15 protein-coding genes are annotated in these 17429 nt (G+C 62.1%); 7 read left to right on the forward strand and 8 right to left on the reverse strand.

What is annotated here, in order from left to right:
• The 7 genes from ACSSVC_RS13620 (at nt 1) to ACSSVC_RS13650 (ending at nt 5656) form a co-directional block, all read left to right on the forward strand.
• Nucleotides 1–990, forward strand: coding sequence for an alpha/beta fold hydrolase (locus ACSSVC_RS13620; RefSeq protein WP_346631845.1), 990 nt, complete (start codon nt 1–3; stop codon nt 988–990).
• Between the two features lie 255 nt (nt 991–1245).
• Nucleotides 1246–1737: a ribonuclease E activity regulator RraA gene (gene rraA, locus ACSSVC_RS13625; RefSeq protein ID WP_102863848.1), complete on the forward strand. Its 492-nt coding sequence runs from the start codon at nt 1246–1248 to the stop codon at nt 1735–1737.
• Between the two features lie 25 nt (nt 1738–1762).
• On the forward strand, nt 1763–2758 hold the full coding sequence (locus ACSSVC_RS13630) for a zinc transporter ZntB (protein WP_346631844.1): 996 nt from the start codon (nt 1763–1765) through the stop codon (nt 2756–2758).
• A gap of 63 nt (nt 2759–2821) precedes the next feature.
• Complete coding sequence (locus tag ACSSVC_RS13635) at nt 2822–3067, forward strand: hypothetical protein (RefSeq protein WP_011060193.1); 246 nt, start codon at nt 2822–2824, stop codon at nt 3065–3067.
• Between the two features lie 2 nt (nt 3068–3069).
• A complete protein-coding gene (locus ACSSVC_RS13640; protein ID WP_016964357.1) occupies nt 3070–3894 on the forward strand; it encodes a mechanosensitive ion channel family protein in 825 nt (274 codons plus the stop codon).
• Nucleotides 3895–3980: 86 nt separating this feature from the next.
• Nucleotides 3981–4571: an RNA polymerase sigma factor SigX gene (sigX, locus tag ACSSVC_RS13645; protein WP_011060195.1), complete on the forward strand. Its 591-nt coding sequence runs from the start codon at nt 3981–3983 to the stop codon at nt 4569–4571.
• A 107-nt stretch (nt 4572–4678) separates the two neighbouring features.
• Nucleotides 4679–5656, forward strand: a complete 978-nt coding sequence (locus ACSSVC_RS13650; RefSeq protein WP_025128772.1) for an OmpA family protein — start codon at nt 4679–4681, stop codon at nt 5654–5656.
• A gap of 78 nt (nt 5657–5734) precedes the next feature.
• On the opposite strand, the gene cobA is transcribed toward ACSSVC_RS13650, so the two are convergent.
• The 8 genes from cobA to ACSSVC_RS13690 form a co-directional block, all read right to left on the reverse strand.
• The gene (gene cobA / locus ACSSVC_RS13655) at nt 5735–6475 is read right to left on the reverse strand and encodes a uroporphyrinogen-III C-methyltransferase (RefSeq protein WP_346631843.1); all 741 of its coding nucleotides are present in this window, start codon (nt 6473–6475) and stop codon (nt 5735–5737) included.
• 9 nt (nt 6476–6484) lie between these two features.
• Complete coding sequence (locus tag ACSSVC_RS13660; RefSeq protein ID WP_492612401.1) at nt 6485–9202, reverse strand: nitrate reductase; 2718 nt, start codon at nt 9200–9202, stop codon at nt 6485–6487.
• Complete coding sequence (gene nirD / locus ACSSVC_RS13665) at nt 9202–9519, reverse strand: nitrite reductase small subunit NirD (protein ID WP_123725797.1); 318 nt, start codon at nt 9517–9519, stop codon at nt 9202–9204. The genes ACSSVC_RS13660 and nirD overlap by 1 nt, the downstream gene beginning before the upstream one ends.
• Nucleotides 9516–11969: a nitrite reductase large subunit NirB gene (gene nirB, locus ACSSVC_RS13670; protein WP_346631841.1), complete on the reverse strand. Its 2454-nt coding sequence runs from the start codon at nt 11967–11969 to the stop codon at nt 9516–9518. Before nirB ends, nirD begins: the two co-directional genes overlap by 4 nt.
• A 313-nt stretch (nt 11970–12282) precedes the next feature.
• On the reverse strand, nt 12283–13953 hold the full coding sequence (locus ACSSVC_RS13675) for a bifunctional protein-serine/threonine kinase/phosphatase (RefSeq protein WP_492612402.1): 1671 nt from the start codon (nt 13951–13953) through the stop codon (nt 12283–12285).
• 7 nt (nt 13954–13960) lie between these two features.
• A complete protein-coding gene (locus ACSSVC_RS13680) occupies nt 13961–15172 on the reverse strand; it encodes a nitrate/nitrite transporter (protein WP_346631839.1) in 1212 nt (403 codons plus the stop codon).
• 362 nt (nt 15173–15534) lie between these two features.
• Nucleotides 15535–16110 carry an ANTAR domain-containing response regulator gene (locus ACSSVC_RS13685; protein WP_015634757.1) on the reverse strand — a complete coding sequence of 192 codons (576 nt, stop codon included), beginning with the start codon at nt 16108–16110 and terminating at the stop codon, nt 15535–15537.
• A gap of 15 nt (nt 16111–16125) precedes the next feature.
• Complete coding sequence (locus ACSSVC_RS13690; RefSeq protein ID WP_492612403.1) at nt 16126–17337, reverse strand: CmpA/NrtA family ABC transporter substrate-binding protein; 1212 nt, start codon at nt 17335–17337, stop codon at nt 16126–16128.
• Between the last annotated feature and the right edge of the window lie 92 nt (nt 17338–17429).

The raw sequence follows: 17429 nt of genomic DNA on the forward strand, positions 1-17429 counted from the left end.
ATGCAAAGCAGCAGCAACCTATTTCCCGTCGCCTTGATCAGTGCCGAGCGTCGAGGCGACCTCAGCGAAGATGTCTATCGCTTGAAACCCGGCAACAGTCCGGACAGCTCCGTGGAGCTGGCGGTGACCCGTCTGGGGCTGGCCGATGAGCCCGAAGCCCGGGGTGTGCCTGTGGTCCTGCTTCACGGCAGTTTTTCCAACCGGCGTTTCTGGTATTCGCCCAAGGGCATTGGCCTCGGGGCCTATCTGGCCCGAGCGGGCTTTGATGTGTGGATTCCCGAGATGCGCGGCCACGGTCTGTCGCGACGCAACGCCGATTACCGCAAGAATCGGGTGGCCGACTACGCCCGTTACGACCTGCCGGCGATTGCTGCCTTCGTTCGTGAGCAAAGTGCGCAAATACCCCACTGGATTGGCCATTCCCTGGGCGGTACCACCCTGGCGGCGGCTTTGGGCGGGCAGTATCTGGGGGATGCGGGGGTGGCTTCGGCGGCGTTTTTCGGCACACAGGTCAGTCGCACCTACTGGCCGCTGAAGATTCCTATGGTGGAGTGGGGTGGGCGCCTGGTGATCAAGCGCTTTGCTCAACTCTCCGGTTCCCGGCTCAAGCGCGGTCCGGAAGACGAGCCTATTGGCCTGGCGTTGGAAAGCATGCGCTGGCATGGCCTGTTCGGTCGTTTTGGTGATGCCGAGAAGGATTGGTGGGCGGGGCTCGCGGAGGTTTCAGTGCCGGCGCTGGCGGTCAGTGCAACTGGGGATCATCAGGACCCGACCTGGGCCTGTCGCAAGTTGTTCGATCAGTTGGCCAGCGAGCAGAAACAATTTGTCTGCCTGGGCCGTGAGCTAGGGTTCAGTAGCAATTTCGGTCATGTCGAGATGTTGGTGAGCAAACCGGCGCAGACTGAGGTCTGGCCGTTAGTGGAGCGCTGGCTCAGGGATCAGCAGACGCCGTTGCTGGTTTCCGCGTCCGAGCAGGTGGCTGTGGTCTGACGCGAAGGCTCTGACAAGGGCATTTCGCTCGATAGCGCTTGCGGCTAAGATATGACGAATTGTGCTGTTTTGGTCACATTCAGTTATTGAGTCGACTTTCCGTTCCAGTGGTGCGGCTGCAAAATACGCGACAGGCCGGTCAGCGCCTCAGGCACTGCGGGTTAAACATCTGCCGCCTGAGCTCGTATTTTCAAGGCAGCCCCTGGAATTTGCCGATACCTTCGATCGTGTTCTTTCTGCTACAGGAGTTTCTCGATGAACCATTACCTCACTCCCGACCTATGCGACGCTTACCCGGACCTGGTCCAGGTGGTTGAGCCCATGTTCAGCAACTTTGGTGGTCGCGATTCCTTTGGCGGGGAAATCGTCACCATCAAGTGCTTCGAAGACAACTCGCTGGTCAAGGAGCAAGTGGAACTCAAAGGTCACGGCAAGGTGCTGGTGGTCGATGGCGGTGGTTCCCTGCGTCGCGCGCTGCTGGGCGACCTGCTGGCCGAGAAGGCGGCGAAGAATGGCTGGGAAGGTCTGGTGATCTACGGTTGTATCCGCGATGTGGATGTCATTGCACAGACTGACCTCGGTGTTCAGGCCCTGGCCAGTCACCCGATGAAGACCGACAAGCGTGGCATTGGTGATCTCAATGTAGCGGTGACCTTCGCCGGTGTGACTTTCCGTCCGGGCCAGTATGTCTACGCCGATAACAACGGCGTGATCGTATCGCCGAGCCCGCTGAAAATGCCTGAATAAGCAATTGGCCTGACAAGGGATGAGGATGTTCGAGGAAGAAAACGCGCAATGGGGGCTGGTGCATGCCCTGGTACTGGATGGTGAAGGCGGTGCGCGTTCGATTGCCCGGACTGAGCTTGACGCTCTGCAGCTGCAGGCCCATGAAAGCCTGTGGCTGCATTGGGATCGCAGTCATCCGCAAACCCAGACCTGGTTGCGCCGCTCCAGTGGCTTGAGCGAATTCAGCTGTGATCTGCTGCTGGAGGAAAATACCCGGCCGCGCTTGCTGGCCTTGCCGGAGTCGGAACTGCTGCTGTTTCTGCGGGGCATCAATCTCAATCCGGGTGCCGAGCCTGAAGACATGGTCTCGGTGCGCATCTTTGCGTCTGCACAGCGGGTCATTTCCCTGCGTTTGCGGCCTTTGCGGGCCACCGATGAGCTGTTGTTGCAGCTGGCCGAGGGCAAGGGGCCGAAAACCGCCGCCGAACTCCTCCTCTATATGGCCGAGTACCTGACCCATAAAGTGCAGGATCTGGTCAGCGACCTGTCTGAAGTGGTCGATGCTGAAGAGGAAAAGCTAGATGCCGACGAACGGTATACCCCTGAGCATGGAAGCATTTTGCAGATCCGTCGCCGGGCTGCCGGGTTGAAGCGTTTTCTGGCGCCGCAGCGGGATATTTTCTCTCAACTGAGTCGAATAAAACTGCCCTGGTTCGCCGTCGATGATGGTGACTATTGGAACGAACTGCACAACAGCCTGACCCGTTACCTGGAAGAGCTGGAATTGACTCGAGAGCGCGTGGGGCTTGCGCTGGAGGCCGAAGACCGACGCTTGAGCGTACGCATGAATCGCACCATGTATCGCTTCGGAATCATCACCGGGATCTTCCTGCCCATGAGTTTTCTCACCGGTCTTCTGGGGATCAACGTTGGCGGCATTCCGTTCTCCGCCAGCCCTTACGGATTCATCATCGCCTGCCTGCTGCTGGTGTCGGTGGCCCTGGGACAATGGTGGTTGTTTCGCCGTTTGCGCTGGGTGTGATGATGCGTCATGTGACCCGAATAAATCTGATCGCGTCTTTTCCAGACATCACCAGAGGTGCGTATGCACGATCCGTTTGAACAGTCTTTGCGTGACATGCTCAAAGCTTCGCCATCGAGCCGCGATGACGATGCCTGCCTGGGCCGCGTACTGAAAACCGCCAACCGTCAGGTTGGGGCGGGGGATCTGTTCAGCCTGCTGGGCCGTTGGCTGCCGGCGCTGATGATCGCCTTGAATAACGGATCGGCCCATATCGCGCCGGTTTCCCGTCGTAAATCTTCTGCTCGCACTGCTGATAAGGCTGATTGAATATGGAACTTGATCTCTGGACGCAGAGCCTCGTCACGGCGATGACTGCCTTGTGGACCAAGGTGGCGAACTTCATTCCGAACCTGTTCGGCGCGCTGGTGGTGCTGTTGCTGGGCTTCGTGGTGGCCAAGCTGCTGGATACCCTGCTGTCGAAATTGCTGGCCAAGCTGGGCCTGGATCGCCTGATGGGCGGTACCGGTTTGACCAAATTGCTGTCCCGCGCTGGCTTGCAAGTACCGATCTCAACCTTGATCGGCAAGATCGTCTATTGGTTTGTTCTGCTTATTTTTCTGGTTTCTGCTGCTGAATCCCTTGGACTTGAGCGAGTTTCGGCTACGCTCGACATGCTTGCGCTGTATTTGCCGAAGGTTTTCGGTGCTGCGCTGGTGCTGTTGGTGGGGGTTCTGCTGGCGCAATTGGCCAACGGCCTGGTGCGCGGAGCCGCGGAAGGTGTAGGCCTCGATTATGCCAGTGGCCTGGGACGGATTGCCCAGGGGCTGGTCATCATCATCAGTATTTCCGTTGCGATCAGTCAGTTGGAGGTCAAAACCGACCTGCTCAACCATGTGATCGTGATCGTGTTGATTACCGTTGGTCTGGCCGTTGCGCTGGCCATGGGTTTGGGAAGCCGGGAAATTGCCGGACAGATTCTTGCGGGAATCTATGTGCGTGAGTTGTATCAGGTTGGGCAACAAGTACGTGTTGGTGAGGTCGAAGGCCAGATCGAAGAGATCGGCACGGTTAAAACTACATTGCTGACCGAGGAGGGTGAGCTAGTCTCTCTGTCCAATCGGATCCTGCTGGAGCAGCATGTAAGTAGCCGCTAACCCGGCAAACCCTGCTAATGTATGCCGCCGCAAAATGCCCCACCGGGCAGCGGCGGACATTGACCTGACTGTCGGCACGACTCGTTTTGAATAAAACCCAATCGCTATCCACGCGCTATGACCCCCGTGAGCTCTCTGATGAGGAGTTGGTTGCGCGCTCACATACGGAGCTGTTTCACGTAACACGCGCCTATGAAGAGTTGATGCGGCGCTATCAGAGGACCCTATTTAATGTTTGTGCACGTTATCTAGGGAACGATCGGGATGCGGATGATGTCTGTCAGGAAGTGATGTTGAAGGTGCTGTATGGCCTTAAGAACTTTGAGGGTAAATCGAAGTTCAAGACATGGCTATATAGCATCACGTACAACGAATGCATCACGCAGTATCGCAAGGAGCGGCGCAAGCGTCGGTTGATGGACGCTTTAAGTCTTGACCCCCTCGAGGAGGCCTCTGAAGAGAAGGCGCCGAAACCTGAGGAGAAGGGCGGACTTGACCGCTGGTTGGTGCATGTGAACCCGATTGATCGGGAGATTCTGGTGCTACGATTTGTCGCAGAGCTGGAGTTTCAGGAGATCGCGGACATCATGCATATGGGGTTGAGTGCTACAAAGATGCGTTACAAACGTGCTCTTGATAAATTGCGTGAGAAATTTGCAGGCATTGCTGAAACTTAGTTCGGCGCAAATATCTCTTACGTCTAGGTGAGTTCTGATAGACTTACCGCCGAGTTGTCCCCCGGTATGTGGGACTGCTTTACAATCACCAGATGGGGATTTAACGGATGAAACTGAAAAACACCTTGGGCATTGCCATTGGTTCTATTGTTGCCGTGACTTCGTTCGGCGTTCTGGCGCAAGGCCAAGGCGCGGTCGAGGGTGAACTGTTTTACAAAAAACAGTACAACGACAGCGTTAATCACGTTGAAGACGGCTTCAACCCAGGCGCATCGATCGGTTACTTCCTGACCGACGATCTGTCGTTGAACGCCACCTACGACAAGACCAACCACACCCGTTCTAACGACGGTACTGGTAACCAGAAAATCAAAGGCGACAACTTCGGCCTGAACGCTCAGTACCACTTTGGTACCGTGGGTGACGCTCTGCGTCCATACGTTTCCGGCGGTGTTGCTCACAAGAGCATGACCAACGTGATCGCTGACGGTCACAGCGGCCGCGACCAGTCGACTTTCCTGACTGCAGGCGCTGGTGTTAAGTACTACTTCACCGACAACCTGTTCGCCCGTGCCGGCGTTGAAGCTGACTACAAGCTGGACAACGGCAAGTGGGACTACGCTCCTACTATCGGTCTGGGTGTGAACTTCGGTGGCAGCGGCGGCAAAGTTGCTCCAGCTCCAGTAGCTCCAGCTCCGGCTCCTGAGCCAGCTCCAGAAGCTCCAGTTGCTGAAGTTGTTCGTGTTGAGCTGGACGTGAAGTTCGACTTCGACAAGTCGGTCGTTAAGCCTAACAGCTACGCTGACATCAAAAACCTGGCTGATTTCATGAATCAGTACCCACAGACCACCACCGTTGTTGAAGGTCACACTGACTCCGTCGGTCCTGACGCTTACAACCAGAAGCTGTCTGAGCGTCGTGCAAACGCCGTTAAACAAGTTCTGGTCAACCAGTACGGCGTTGGCGCTAACCGCGTTCAATCCGTTGGTTACGGTGAGTCCCGCCCAGTTGCCGACAACGCAACTGAAGCTGGTCGCGCAGTTAACCGTCGCGTAGAAGCCTCGGTTGAAGCTCAAGCTAAGTAATTAGCCTTGTAGCTTGGAAAAACCCGGCCTAGGCCGGGTTTTTCTTTGTCTGCGATTTACCTGGCCCAGAGGTGCGACTCAGGCTTGTCGCGCGCAGGCTTGGATGGCGGACTCAGTGGCCGCCACTGCACCGATCACCAGGATCGCCGGGCTCTTCAACTCGAAGCGCAGGGCATCGCGCTCCATTCCCGTCAGATCGCTGCGGCATTCCCGCTGTTCAGGCAGCGAGGCATTTTCAATCATCGCCACCGGCGTATCGGCTGCCAGACCACCGTCACGCAGGTGTTTGGCAATCTCCGCCAGCTTCGCCACCCCCATGTAGATCACCAGGGTCGTACCGCTTTGAGCCAGAGCCTGCCAGTTCAGGCTGCTGTCATCCTGAGTGTGGGCGGTCACCAGGGTCACGCCCCGAGCCACACCACGCAGGGTCAGGGGAATATCACAACGGGTTGCACCCGCCAGTCCGGCAGTGATGCCGTTGACCAACTCCACCTCGATTCCACGTTCCTTCAGCCACTGGGCTTCCTCGCCACCACGCCCGAAAATGCATGGATCGCCACCCTTGAGGCGCACCACGCAGCGCCCTTGACGGGCATAGCGCAGCATCAGGCGATGAATGAAGGCCTGGGGCGTGGAGCGACAGCCACCGCGCTTGCCCACCGGGATGACCCGCGCCGTGGGGCAATGCTCCAGCACCGCGCTGTTCACCAGATCGTCGATCAACACCACATCGGCTTCGCCGAGGGCGCGTACGGCCTTGAGGGTCAACAGCTCGGGGTCTCCAGGCCCTGCTCCTACCAGCCAGACTTTTGCGCTCATACGTTTTCCTCACACAGGGACGGCGACAGGTTGCACCGGAGCCGCCAGCAGGCGCTTGATCTCCGGCACGCAGGAGCCACATTGGCTACCGCAACCCAGTTGTTGTTTCAGTTGGTCGAGGTTCAGGCCTTCAGCGATACCGGCACGGACCGCCTGGTAGCTGACGTTCTTGCAGTTGCACAGGGTGCGCTCCCGTTCCCCGCCCAGGCCACTGGCCCCCGGCGGACTGCTCATCGGCGCCAGCAGCCAGCGTCGTAGTTGCTCATCGGCGCGCCCTTCGAGCCACAGTTTTTGCAGCCAGTGCTGGGCCAGGGTTTCCCCGGCCAGGCGAATCGCGGTGATCCGCCCTTGTTCGATGCGCACCCGTTTGCCGATGGCCCGACGCGGATCGTCATAGGCCAGCACCGGCCCGGTTTCCAGCCCCAACTGCTGATCGATGAGCTTGAGCAACGCCGGCTGCGGCGCCGCCTGGTGAGCGGCCCGAATCACCAGGGCCGGACGTTCGCGACCGGTCAGGCTGAGGCTGACATAGGCAAAGGCTTCGCACAGGGGGCGCAGCGCCCTGAAGTGCGCCTGCACGTCGCCCTCGATCAGGGCAAACAATTGCCAAGGCAACTGCACCGGCTCCAGGCGCACACCGCTGTGTTTGAGTTCCGGCTGTTTGGACAGAGGATCGAAGGCCGGCTGGGTGACGGCATTGACCCCGCCCTTGAGGAAGCGATCGCCCCAGTGCATCGGCAGAAAGGCCTGGCCGGGGCGCACGCTGTCATCACTGCTGACGGCGACGATCACGCTGCCACGGCGGCTTTTCAGGTTGACCAGATCACCCTCCCGTAGCCGCTGGCGCCGCAGTTCGTCCGGATGCAGGCTCAGCAGCGCTTCGCTGACATGGCCGAACAGCTGCGCCGCGGTACCGGTGCGGCTCATGCCGTGCCATTGGTCCCGCAGCCGACCGGTGATCAGGGTCAGGGGAAAGCGTGCATCCCGTTGTTCCTTGGCGGCCAGGTAAGGATCACTGACAAAGTGCGCACGGCCAGTGGCGGTGGGAAAACGCCCATTCCCATACAAGCGCGGCGTGCCCTGTGTCGCGCCGCTGGGGAAGGGCCATTGCTGCGGGCCGAGACGGTCGATCAACTCGTGACTGAGGCCGGACAGGTCCAGATCGCGGCCCCGGGTCAGGCCTTTGTACTCATCGAATAGCTGGGCGGGGGAATCGAAGCCAAACAGGCTCGGCTGCCCGGGACGCAGGCGTTGCTCCAGGCGTTGAGCGAAATCCACGGTAATGGCCCAATCAGGTCGTGCCTCGCCGGGCGCGATCACGGCCTGGCGCACATGAGAAACCCGCCGTTCCGAGTTGGTCACCGTGCCTTCCTTTTCGCCCCAACTGGCGGCAGGTAACAGCAGGTCGGCGAAGGCCGCGGTTTCCGTGGTGGCGAAGGCTTCTTGCAGGACCACGAAAGGGCAGTGCTGCAGTGCTGCGCGCACAGCGTTCTGGTCCGGCAGGGACTGCGCCGGGTTGGTACAGGCGATCCACAAGGCCTTGATGCGACCGTTTTGCAGCTGTTCAAACAACTCGATAGCGGTCAGTCCGGGGCTGGCGGGCAACTGTTCCACCCCCCAATAAGCGGCGACCTCAGCACGATGTTGAGGGTCGGCGGCTTCCCGGTGCCCGGGGAGCAGGTTGCTCAGGCTGCCGGTTTCGCGCCCGCCCATGGCATTGGGCTGACCGGTGAGGGAGAAGGGGCCCGCACCCACTCGGCCGATTTGCCCGGTGGCCAGGTGCAGATTGATCAGCGCACTGTTTTTTGCGCTGCCGGCGCTGGACTGATTCAAGCCCATGCACCACAGCGACAGGAAACTGGGCGCCGTGCCTATCCATTGGGCGCACTGCTGCAGTTGCTCGAGGCTGATACCACAGAGTTGCGCCACCATCGCCGGGGTGTAGTCGCGGACCAGGGTTTTCAGCTCGGCCAGGCCCTCGGTGTGTTCACGGATGAAATCCCGATCGACCCAGTCCTCCCACAGCAACAGGTGGAGAATCCCGTGGAACAGTGCGACATCGGTGCCGGGGAGTATCGCCAGGTGCAGGTCGGCCAGATCGCAGGTATCGGTACGGCGCGGGTCGATGACGATGACTTTCATGTCCGGACGCTGGCTTTTCGCCTGTTCCAGGCGCCGAAACAGCACCGGATGGGCATAGGCCATGTTGCTGCCGACGATCACCACGCAATCGCTGTGCTCCAGGTCCTCATAACTGCAAGGTGGCGCATCGGCCCCCAGGCTGCGTTTGTAGCCCACCACCGCCGAGGACATGCACAGTCGGGAGTTGCTATCGATATTGTTGGTGCCTACCAGGGCCCGGGCCAGTTTGTTGAAGGCGTAGTAGTCCTCGGTCAGCAATTGCCCGGAGACATAGAAGGCCACGCTGTCCGGGCCGTGTTCGGTGATGGTCTGGGCGAACACCCCGGCGGCATGCTCCAGGGCGCTGTCCCAGTCGCAGCGGCTGCGAGCCAGATCCTTGCCCAGGCGCAGTTCCGGGTGCAGGGCGCGGGCGTCGCGATCGCCGGTCAAATGCAGGCTGGCACCCTTGCTGCACAGCTTGCCGAAGTTGGCCGGGTGCGCCGGATCGCCGCTAACCCCGAGGATCTGCCGGCCGTCATGTTCGATCAGCACACCGCAGCCGACCCCGCAGTAGCAACAGGTCGAGGCCGTGCTCTGGGGCTTCATCAGCCAGCATCCCGCAGGGCCAACTGCACCCGGCCACTTTCCACCCGCGCCGGATGGTGATGGGCGCAGCCGGTGTCCGGGGCCTGGGCTTCGCCGGATTCCAGGTCGATCTGCCAGTTGTGCAGTGGGCAGGCCACGCGCTTGCCGTAGATCAATCCCTGGGACAGGGGGCCGCCCTTGTGCGGGCAGCGATCGTCGAGAGCGAAGACTTGATCATCGCTGGTACGAAAAATCGCGATATCGCCTTTGGGGCCCTTGATGATGCGCGAGCCCAGGGCATTGATCTCTTCCAGGGCGCAGATATCCAGCCAGTTCATGCCGGCACCTCCAGTTGTTTTACGGGGATCGACTCGTACTCTTTTTTCAGCTGCGGCTCGGCCAGACGCTGTTGCCATGGGTCCTGCTCGAAGGACAGGGAGAACTGCAAGCGTTCGTTCAGCGCCTTGCGCCGTTCGGGGTCTTCCAGCACGGCCTTTTTCACGTGCTCCATGCCGACCCGTTGCAGGTAGTGCACGGTGCGTTCGAGGTAGAAGGCTTCTTCGCGGTACAGCTGGAGGAAGGCGCCGTTGTACTCGCGCACCTCTTCGGCGGTCTTGAGCTTGACGAAAAACTCCGCCACCTCGGTCTTGATCCCGCCGTTGCCGCCTATGTACATCTCCCAGCCGGAATCGACGCCGATGATGCCCACGTCCTTGATCCCGGCTTCCGAGCAGTTGCGCGGGCAACCGGAGACCGCCAGCTTGACCTTGTGCGGTGACCACATGTTGAACAGGTCGTGTTCCAGCTCGATCCCCAGCTGGGTGGAGTTCTGCGTCCCGAAGCGGCAGAACTCGCTGCCGACGCAGGTCTTCACGGTGCGGATGGATTTGCCGTAGGCGTGGCCAGATGGCATGTCCAGGTCTTTCCAGACTCCGGGCAAGTCTTCCTTGCGGATGCCCAGCAGGTCGATGCGCTGGCCGCCGGTGACCTTGACCATGGGCACCTGGTACTTGTCGGCGACATCGGCGATGCGTCGCAGCTCGGACGGATTGGTCACGCCGCCCCACATCCTGGGGACCACCGAATAGGTGCCGTCTTTCTGGATGTTGGCGTGGGCCCGCTCGTTGATCAGCCGCGATTGCGGATCGTCCCGGGCTTCCCCCGGCCAGGTGGAGATCAGGTAGTAGTTCAGCGCCGGACGGCAAGTGGCACAACCGTTGGGGGTGCGCCAGTTGAGGTAGCTCATGGTGCCGGCGATGGTCAGCAGATGCTGGTCGCGAATTGCCTGGCGGATCTGCCCGTGGTTCAGGTCGCTGCAGGCGCAGATGGCTTTTTCGCTTTTCGGCTTGACGTCCGCCGCGCCGCCCACGGTGTTGATCAGTATCTGCTCCACCAGCCCGGCACAGGAGCCGCAGGAACTGGCGGCCTTGGTGTGCTTCTTGACCTCGTCGACGCTGAACAGCCCCTGTTCCTGAATGGCCTTGACGATGGTGCCCTTGCACACCCCATTGCAACCGCAGACCTCGGCGGTGTCGGCCATGCTCATGGCCTTGTCCTGGCCCTGATGGCCGACGTCGCCCAACGCGTTCTCACCGAACATCAGGTGGTCGCGGATCTCGCCGATGGCCTGCTGCTCGCGGATTTGCCGGAAGTACCAGCCGCCATCCGCGGTGTCGCCATACAGGCAGGCGCCGACCAGCACGTCGTCCTTGATCACCAGCTTTTTGTAGACCCCGCCAATGGGGTCGGCGAGGGTGATGGTTTCGGTGCCGTCGCCACCCATGAAATCCCCGGCGGAAAACAGATCGATGCCAGTGACCTTCAACTTGGTGGAAGTCACCGAGCCCTGGTAGCGGGCGAAACCCAGTTGGGCCAGGTGGTTGGCGCAGACCTTGGCCTGTTCGAACAACGGCGCCACCAGCCCGTAGGCGATACCGCGGTGGCTGGCGCACTCGCCGATGGCGTAGATGCGCGGGTCAAAGGTTTGCAGGGTGTCGTTGACCAGTATTCCGCGGTTGCAGGGCAGGCCGGCCCGTTCCGCCAGCTCGGTGTTGGGGCGGATGCCGGCGGCCATCACCACCAGATCGGCGGGGATGATCTCGCCATTCTTGAACTGCACCGACCCGACCCGACCATTGCCGGCATCGATCAGGGCCTGGGTCTGTTCGCACAGGCGGAACTTCAGGCCGCGGTTTTCCAGGGCGCTTTGCAGCAACTGGCCGCTGGTCTGGTCCAGTTGTCGTTCCAGCAGCCATTCGCCGATATGCACCACGGTCACGTCCATGCCGCGCAGCTTGAGGCCGTTGGCGGCTTCCAGGCCCAGCAGGCCGCCGCCGATCACCACCGCATGCTTGTGAGTCCTGGCCGTGTCGATCATCGCCTGGGTGTCGGCAATGTCGCGATAGCCGATCACCCCCTGCAGGTCCTTACCGGGAATCGGCAGGATAAAGGGCGTGGAGCCGGTGGCGATCAGCAGACGGTCATACTCGGCTTCGCTGCCGTCCTCGGCGATTACCCGGCGCTTGATCCGGTCGATCTCTACCACCTTGCGGTTGAGCAGCAGCTTGATGTTGTGGTCCAGGTACCAGTCCAGGTCGTTGAGGACGATGTCCTCGAAAGTCTGTTCACCGGCCAGCACTGGCGATAGCAAGATGCGGTTGTAGTTGGTGTGGGGTTCGGCGCCGAAGACCGTGATGTCGTACAGCTCATCGCTCAGCTTGAGCAGCTCTTCCAGGGTACGTACCCCGGCCATGCCGTTGCCGATCATCACCAGTTTGAGTCTTTTCATGGGCTTCTCCGGAGCTCAGGCAGGGTCAGTGAGGCCTGGCTCGACAAAATGCGCGCAAACAAAAAAGGCGTCCCGTCAGTGGCCTGACGAGGACGCCTTTGTCCGATCCCGTTCTCTCGGGAAGCCTGCCTTCGTCGTTGAAGGCCGGGCTTTATGTCTGTTGCCTGATCTAATGCAGCGCTTGTGCCAAGTTGCCGAGGGCGCGGTTTTACCGGGCTCAGGCACAGATTTCGTCCTGGCCGATGTTGAGCGCTGCACCGAATCGAGGCGCCACGCCCCCTTTCGGTACTGCTAGGCGCTGCCGCAGTGGCAGTCAGCGATGCAGCAACAGCAATACCAGCAGCAGATTGAGCAGCAGGGCGGCCAGGGCGATGCCGCGCCAGACCTTCAGCGGTTCGCGTTCCAGCAAGGGCCGGGGTCGGCTGTTCAGGCTGCGGCGTTCGCCCTGTTCCAGTGCCAGCAGCCATTCTTCGGCGGTTTCATAGCGCTGTGCCGGGGTGCTGGCCACTGCGCGTTCCAGGCTCTGCTCCAGCCATTCCGGCAGGTCCGGGCGATAGCGGCTGGGGCTGGTCGGCACGCCGAAGCGCGGACGCTGGAAGGCTTCGATCTCACCATGGGGGTAGTGCCCGGTCAGCAGGAAGTACAGGCTCACGCCCACTGCGTAGAGGTCTTGCTGTGGGCTGGGCGGTTCGCCATTGAACGCTTCCGGGGCGATGAAACTCGGGGTGCCGGGCAGCAAATGCGCCGGGTCGGCCGACAGGCCCGGGCAGTAGGCCAGGCCGAAATCCAGCACCCGCAGTTCGCCATCGTCCCCCAACAGCAGGTTTTCCGGCTTGATGTCCCGGTGCAGAATCTGCCGCCGATGGAGCAGGCCCACGGCCCGCAACAGGCGCTCGGCCAGGGACTGCCACTGAGCCAGGGGCAGGGGGCCGTGTTGTTGGAACAGTTGTGCCAGGGTCTGGCCGGGGTACTCGCGCATCAGAAAATACAGATGCTGGCGCGAAGGGCTGCCATGTACCTGGGGAAAGTGGCGGCCGGCGATCCGCCGCAGCAGCCATTCTTCGGACAGCAGCGCCTGGCAGGCGCCGGGATCGTCATGCAGGGCTTCGGGCAGGGTTTTCAGCAGCCAGGCCTGGTGCTGCTCGTCACGTACTCGGTACAGCAGAGATTGCTGGCTCTGGTTGATCAGCGCCTCGACCTGCCAGCCCTCAAAGCGCTGCCCGGGTTTCAGCGCCGGCGGCAAGGGCCATTGCCGCAGGTGCAGCAGGGCATCGCCAAGGCTGCTTTCGCCGAGCTCGTCGACCCGCACCAGCAGCGCGCTGGCGTTGTCCTGGCTACCGGCCAGGTGCGCGGCGTTGACCAGGGTCTGTGTCGCACTGTCCAGGTCGGGCTGGTCCCGCAGAATGGCGGCGATGGCGCTGTCGCCCAGGGTGGCCCAGACCCCGTCGCTGAGCATCAGAAAGCTTTCCCCATGGCGCAGTTCGCCATCGAGGAAGTCCAGCACCAGATGCTGGTCCAGGCCCAGGGCACGCTTGAGCACATGCTGCATACCCGGCTGATCCCAGACGTGGTCCTCGCTGATGCGTTGCAACTGCTGCTGGTGCCAGCGGTAGACCCGGCAGTCGCCAACATGGGCCAGGGTAAAGCGTCGGCCCCGCAGCACCAGGGCGCTGAGGGTGGTGAGCAGGGGCTGACCGCCGCCGTTGGCCTGGAGCCAGCGGTTCTGAGCGGTCAGCAGGCGTTCCAGGGCCTCGGCCACGGCCCAGGTTTCCGGGGTGGCGTAGTAATCCAGGGCCAGGGCCTGCAGGCTCGAACGCGCTGCCAGGCCGCCGTCGGCGCACTGACTGACGCCATCGGCGATGGCGAACAGCTGGCCTTTGCTCGCCGCCAGATCCGGCGCCGGGGTGACCCGGCGCAAGGCGTCCTGATTCTCCGCCCGCGGTCCGGTGGCGCTGGCCTCGGCGTGGCTCAGTTGCAGGCCCATGGCGCGCTCAGACTCGCGCCGCAGTCACGGCGGCGGAGCCCCAGGTGGTTCTCCAGCGGCGCTTGACCCCGTGCAGGCCAAACCAGGCCAGGACCCCGAGACTGGCGAACAGCCACAGCGCCAGTTGATAGCTGCCGGTGCTTTGCTTGATCGCGCCCATGCCGGCGGCCAAGGCAAAGCCGCCGATGCCGCCGGCCATGCCGATCAGCCCGGTCATGACCCCGATTTCCCGGCGAAAACGTTGCGGTACCAGTTGGAACACCGCGCCGTTGCCAGCGCCGAGGCCCAGCATGGTGCAGACGAACAGGGCCAGGGCAGCGTAGGAACTGGGCAGGTTGAAACCCACGGCGGCGATGCAGATCACCGCCACGCTGTACATCGCCAGCAAGGTACGGATACCGCCGAAACGGTCGGCCAGGGCGCCGCCCAGAGGGCGCATCAGGCTACCGCCGAAGACACAGGCGGCGGTGTAGTAGCCGGCGGTGACGGGGCTCAAGCCATACTGGTCATTGAAGTAACCGGGCAGGGCGCTGGCCAGGCCGATGAAACCGCCGAAGGTCACGCTGTAGAAGAACATGAACCACCAGCTGTCGCGGTCCCCCAGGGCCTTGAAGTAGTCGCCCATGGATTTGGCTCGCGGCCGCTCGGGGGCGTTCTTCGCCAGCCAGGCGAACAGCACCAGTGTCAGGATCAGCGGGATCAGGGCGAAGCCGAAGACATTGCTCCAACCGAAAGCCGCCGCCAGCACCGGAGCGATCAGTGCGGCGAACACGGTGCCGGAGTTGCCGGCACCGGCGATGCCCATGGCCTTGCCCTGGTGTTGTGGCGGATACCACTGCGACGCCAGGGGCAGGGCTACGGCGAAGGAGGCGCCGGCCATGCCGAGGAATACCCCCAGTAGCAGCGCTTGCTCATAGCTGTGGATGCCCAGCTTCCAGGCGCCGAACAAGGCGCCGATGACGATGACCTGGCCGATCAGGCCAGCGGTCTTGGGCGACAGACGATCGGCCAGCAGGCCCATGATGAAGCGCAGTACCGCGCCGGCAAGGATCGGCGTGGCCACCATCAGCCCGCGTTGCTGGGTGCTCAGGTGCAGGTCGGCGGCGATCTGCACCGCCAGGGGGCCCAGCAGGTACCAGACCATGAAGCTCAGGTCGAAATACAGAAAGGCCGCGAACAGTGTCGGGGTGTGGCCGGATTTCCAGAAGCTTGAATTCATCGCGCACCTCAGCTGATAAGAGTCGTTGGAGTCGTCATGAGCTTGCAGGTGGAGCGCCGCCACGGCCGCGCCACCGACCCCGGTCAATGGGGCCAAAACGAAAAAACGTCGGCACCCGGCTCGTTGAGGGCGAGCAGGGTGCGCGACGTCTTTGTCGTAGGTGGGGCAACCGCCGTTGGTTACCGTTGTGGATCTGATAGCAAGAGCCGCGCCAACCCCGGTCGACACCGGCGGCAGGAACTGGCTCAGGAGCCGGCTGTGGAGCTGGCTGTAGGAGCTGGCTTGCCAGCGAAGACGTCCTCAAGACTGGCCCAAGGTTCAGACGCCTGTTCGCCGGCAAGCCGGCTCCTACGGGGCGGGGGTCAGCCCAGCAGTTCCTGCATGGCGATGATCTGTTCCGCGACCTGGATCAGCTTCTGTTGTTTGCTCATGGCCTGGCGGCGCATCAGGGTGTAGGCCTGTTCTTCGTCGCAGTCTTTCATCTTCATCAACAGGCCCTTGGCCAGCTCGATGCGCTTGCGTTCGGCCAGTTGCTGGTCCCGGGCCTGGAGTTGCGCGCGCAGGGCCTGGTCGCTTTCAAAACGTGCCATGGCCACGTCGAGAATCGGTTGCAGGCGCTGGACCTGGATGCCCTCGACGATGTAGGCGCTGACCCCGGACTTGATCGCCTGGCGCATCACCCCCGGATCGTGTTCATCGGTGAACATCACGATGGGTCGTGGTTGATCGCGGCTGACCAGCACCACTTGCTCCATGACATCGCGGCTGGGTGACTCGGTATCGATCAGGATCACGTCCGGACGCACCGTTTCGACGCGGCCCGGCAGGTCGATGGTCAGGCCGGATTCGTCAATCACCTCGAAACCGGCTTCGCTGAGGGCGGCCTTGAGCCTTCCGACTTTTTTCGCGGTGTCGTTGATCAGCAGGATACGCAGCATGTTCGCGGGCTCCGGTCAGCGCTGGGCAACAAGGGGAGGGGTGTCGTTCAGCGCATGCAGGCGGAAGCTGCGGGCATAGGCGGCAGGCTTAGAACCGTCCCACACCTTGCCATCGATCAACTGGCTGCTGCGCATGTCCTGGCCCCAGGCGGCGATGCCCAGCGCGGTGGCGGCCTCGCGGTACAGCTCAAGCTGCTGCACCTGGCGAGCGACGCCCAGGTAATCCGGGTCCTCACGCAGCAGGCCCCAGCGCCGGAACTGGGTCATGAACCACATGCCGTCGGACAGGTAGGGCAGGTTGACGGCGCCATGGTGGTGAAAGCGCAGGGCGTGGGGGTCCTGCCAGCGATTGCCCAGGCCGTCGGCGTAATCCCCCAGCAGCCGCGGCTCGATGCAGTCCAGCGGTGCATTCAGGTAATCGGCGGCGCTCAGCAACTGGGCAGTGCTGCGGCGGTTTTCCGGGCTTTGCTCGATAAAGCGGCTGGCTTCGAGAATCGCCATCACCAGGGCCCGGGCGGTGTTGGGGTATTGCTCGACGAAGGCACGGGTGCAGCCAAGGACTTTTTCCGGGTGATCCGGCCAAATCGCCTGGCTGGTGGCCAGGGTGAAGCCCTGATCCTGCTGCACTGCACTGGCGCTCCAGGGTTCGCCGACGCAGAACCCGTCGATGCGCCCGGCCTGCAGATGAGCCACCATCTGCGGCGGCGGCACCACCACGCTGTCGACATCCTGCAGCGGGTGGATACCCTGGCTGGCCAGCCAGTAGTACAGCCACATGGCGTGGGTACCGGTGGGGAAGGTCTGGGCGAAGGTCAGTCGTGCCCGGCTTTGGTGCACATGGCGGTCCAATGCATCAGGGCTGGTCACCTTGAGGGCCTGCAGTTCCCGGGACAGGTTGATGCTCTGGCCGTTCTGGTTCAGGCCCATGAGCACGGCCATGTCGCAGGCATGGGTCCCGCCGATGCCCAGGTGCACGGCGTAGATCAGGCCGTACAGACTGTGGGCTGCGTCCAGTTCGCCGCTCACCAGCTTGTCCCGCAGCCCGGCCCAGGAGCTCTGGCGCTTGAGGTTCAGGGTCAGCCCGTAGGGCTGGGCAAAGCCCTGGGTGGCGGCGACCACCACTGAGGCGCAATCGGTCAGGGCCATGAAGCCCAGGTTGATGGCGGACTTTTCCGGGGCGTCGCTGCCGTTGACCCAGGCCAGCGCGGAGTTGGGGTGTTCAGTCATGGCTTGGCACCTTGCATAAAAAAGCGTCGTACCCACTGGCCAGGCAAAGCCCGTGCGGGTGACGACGCCGTTGTCCTTGAACCTGGACCGCC

The sequence above is a fragment of the Pseudomonas sp. E1BtOHC1 genome, assembly GCF_058744285.1.

What these genes read in the sequence shown, in the direction of transcription:
- ACSSVC_RS13620 (WP_346631845.1), top strand. Translation starts at nt 1, where the DNA reads ATGCAAAGCAGCAGCAACCTATTTCCCGTCGCCTTGATCAGTGCCGAG.
- rraA (WP_102863848.1), top strand. Translation starts at nt 1,246, where the DNA reads ATGAACCATTACCTCACTCCCGACCTATGCGACGCTTACCCGGACCTG.
- ACSSVC_RS13630 (WP_346631844.1), top strand. Translation starts at nt 1,763, where the DNA reads ATGTTCGAGGAAGAAAACGCGCAATGGGGGCTGGTGCATGCCCTGGTA.
- ACSSVC_RS13635 (WP_011060193.1), top strand. Translation starts at nt 2,822, where the DNA reads ATGCACGATCCGTTTGAACAGTCTTTGCGTGACATGCTCAAAGCTTCG.
- ACSSVC_RS13640 (WP_016964357.1), top strand. Translation starts at nt 3,070, where the DNA reads ATGGAACTTGATCTCTGGACGCAGAGCCTCGTCACGGCGATGACTGCC.
- ACSSVC_RS13650 (WP_025128772.1), top strand. Translation starts at nt 4,679, where the DNA reads ATGAAACTGAAAAACACCTTGGGCATTGCCATTGGTTCTATTGTTGCC.
- cobA (WP_346631843.1), bottom strand. Translation starts at nt 6,475, where the DNA reads ATGAGCGCAAAAGTCTGGCTGGTAGGAGCAGGGCCTGGAGACCCCGAG.
- ACSSVC_RS13660 (WP_492612401.1), bottom strand. Translation starts at nt 9,202, where the DNA reads ATGAAGCCCCAGAGCACGGCCTCGACCTGTTGCTACTGCGGGGTCGGC.
- nirD (WP_123725797.1), bottom strand. Translation starts at nt 9,519, where the DNA reads ATGAACTGGCTGGATATCTGCGCCCTGGAAGAGATCAATGCCCTGGGC.
- nirB (WP_346631841.1), bottom strand. Translation starts at nt 11,969, where the DNA reads ATGAAAAGACTCAAACTGGTGATGATCGGCAACGGCATGGCCGGGGTA.
- ACSSVC_RS13675 (WP_492612402.1), bottom strand. Translation starts at nt 13,953, where the DNA reads ATGGGCCTGCAACTGAGCCACGCCGAGGCCAGCGCCACCGGACCGCGG.
- ACSSVC_RS13680 (WP_346631839.1), bottom strand. Translation starts at nt 15,172, where the DNA reads ATGAATTCAAGCTTCTGGAAATCCGGCCACACCCCGACACTGTTCGCG.
- ACSSVC_RS13685 (WP_015634757.1), bottom strand. Translation starts at nt 16,110, where the DNA reads ATGCTGCGTATCCTGCTGATCAACGACACCGCGAAAAAAGTCGGAAGG.
- ACSSVC_RS13690 (WP_492612403.1), bottom strand. Translation starts at nt 17,337, where the DNA reads ATGACTGAACACCCCAACTCCGCGCTGGCCTGGGTCAACGGCAGCGAC.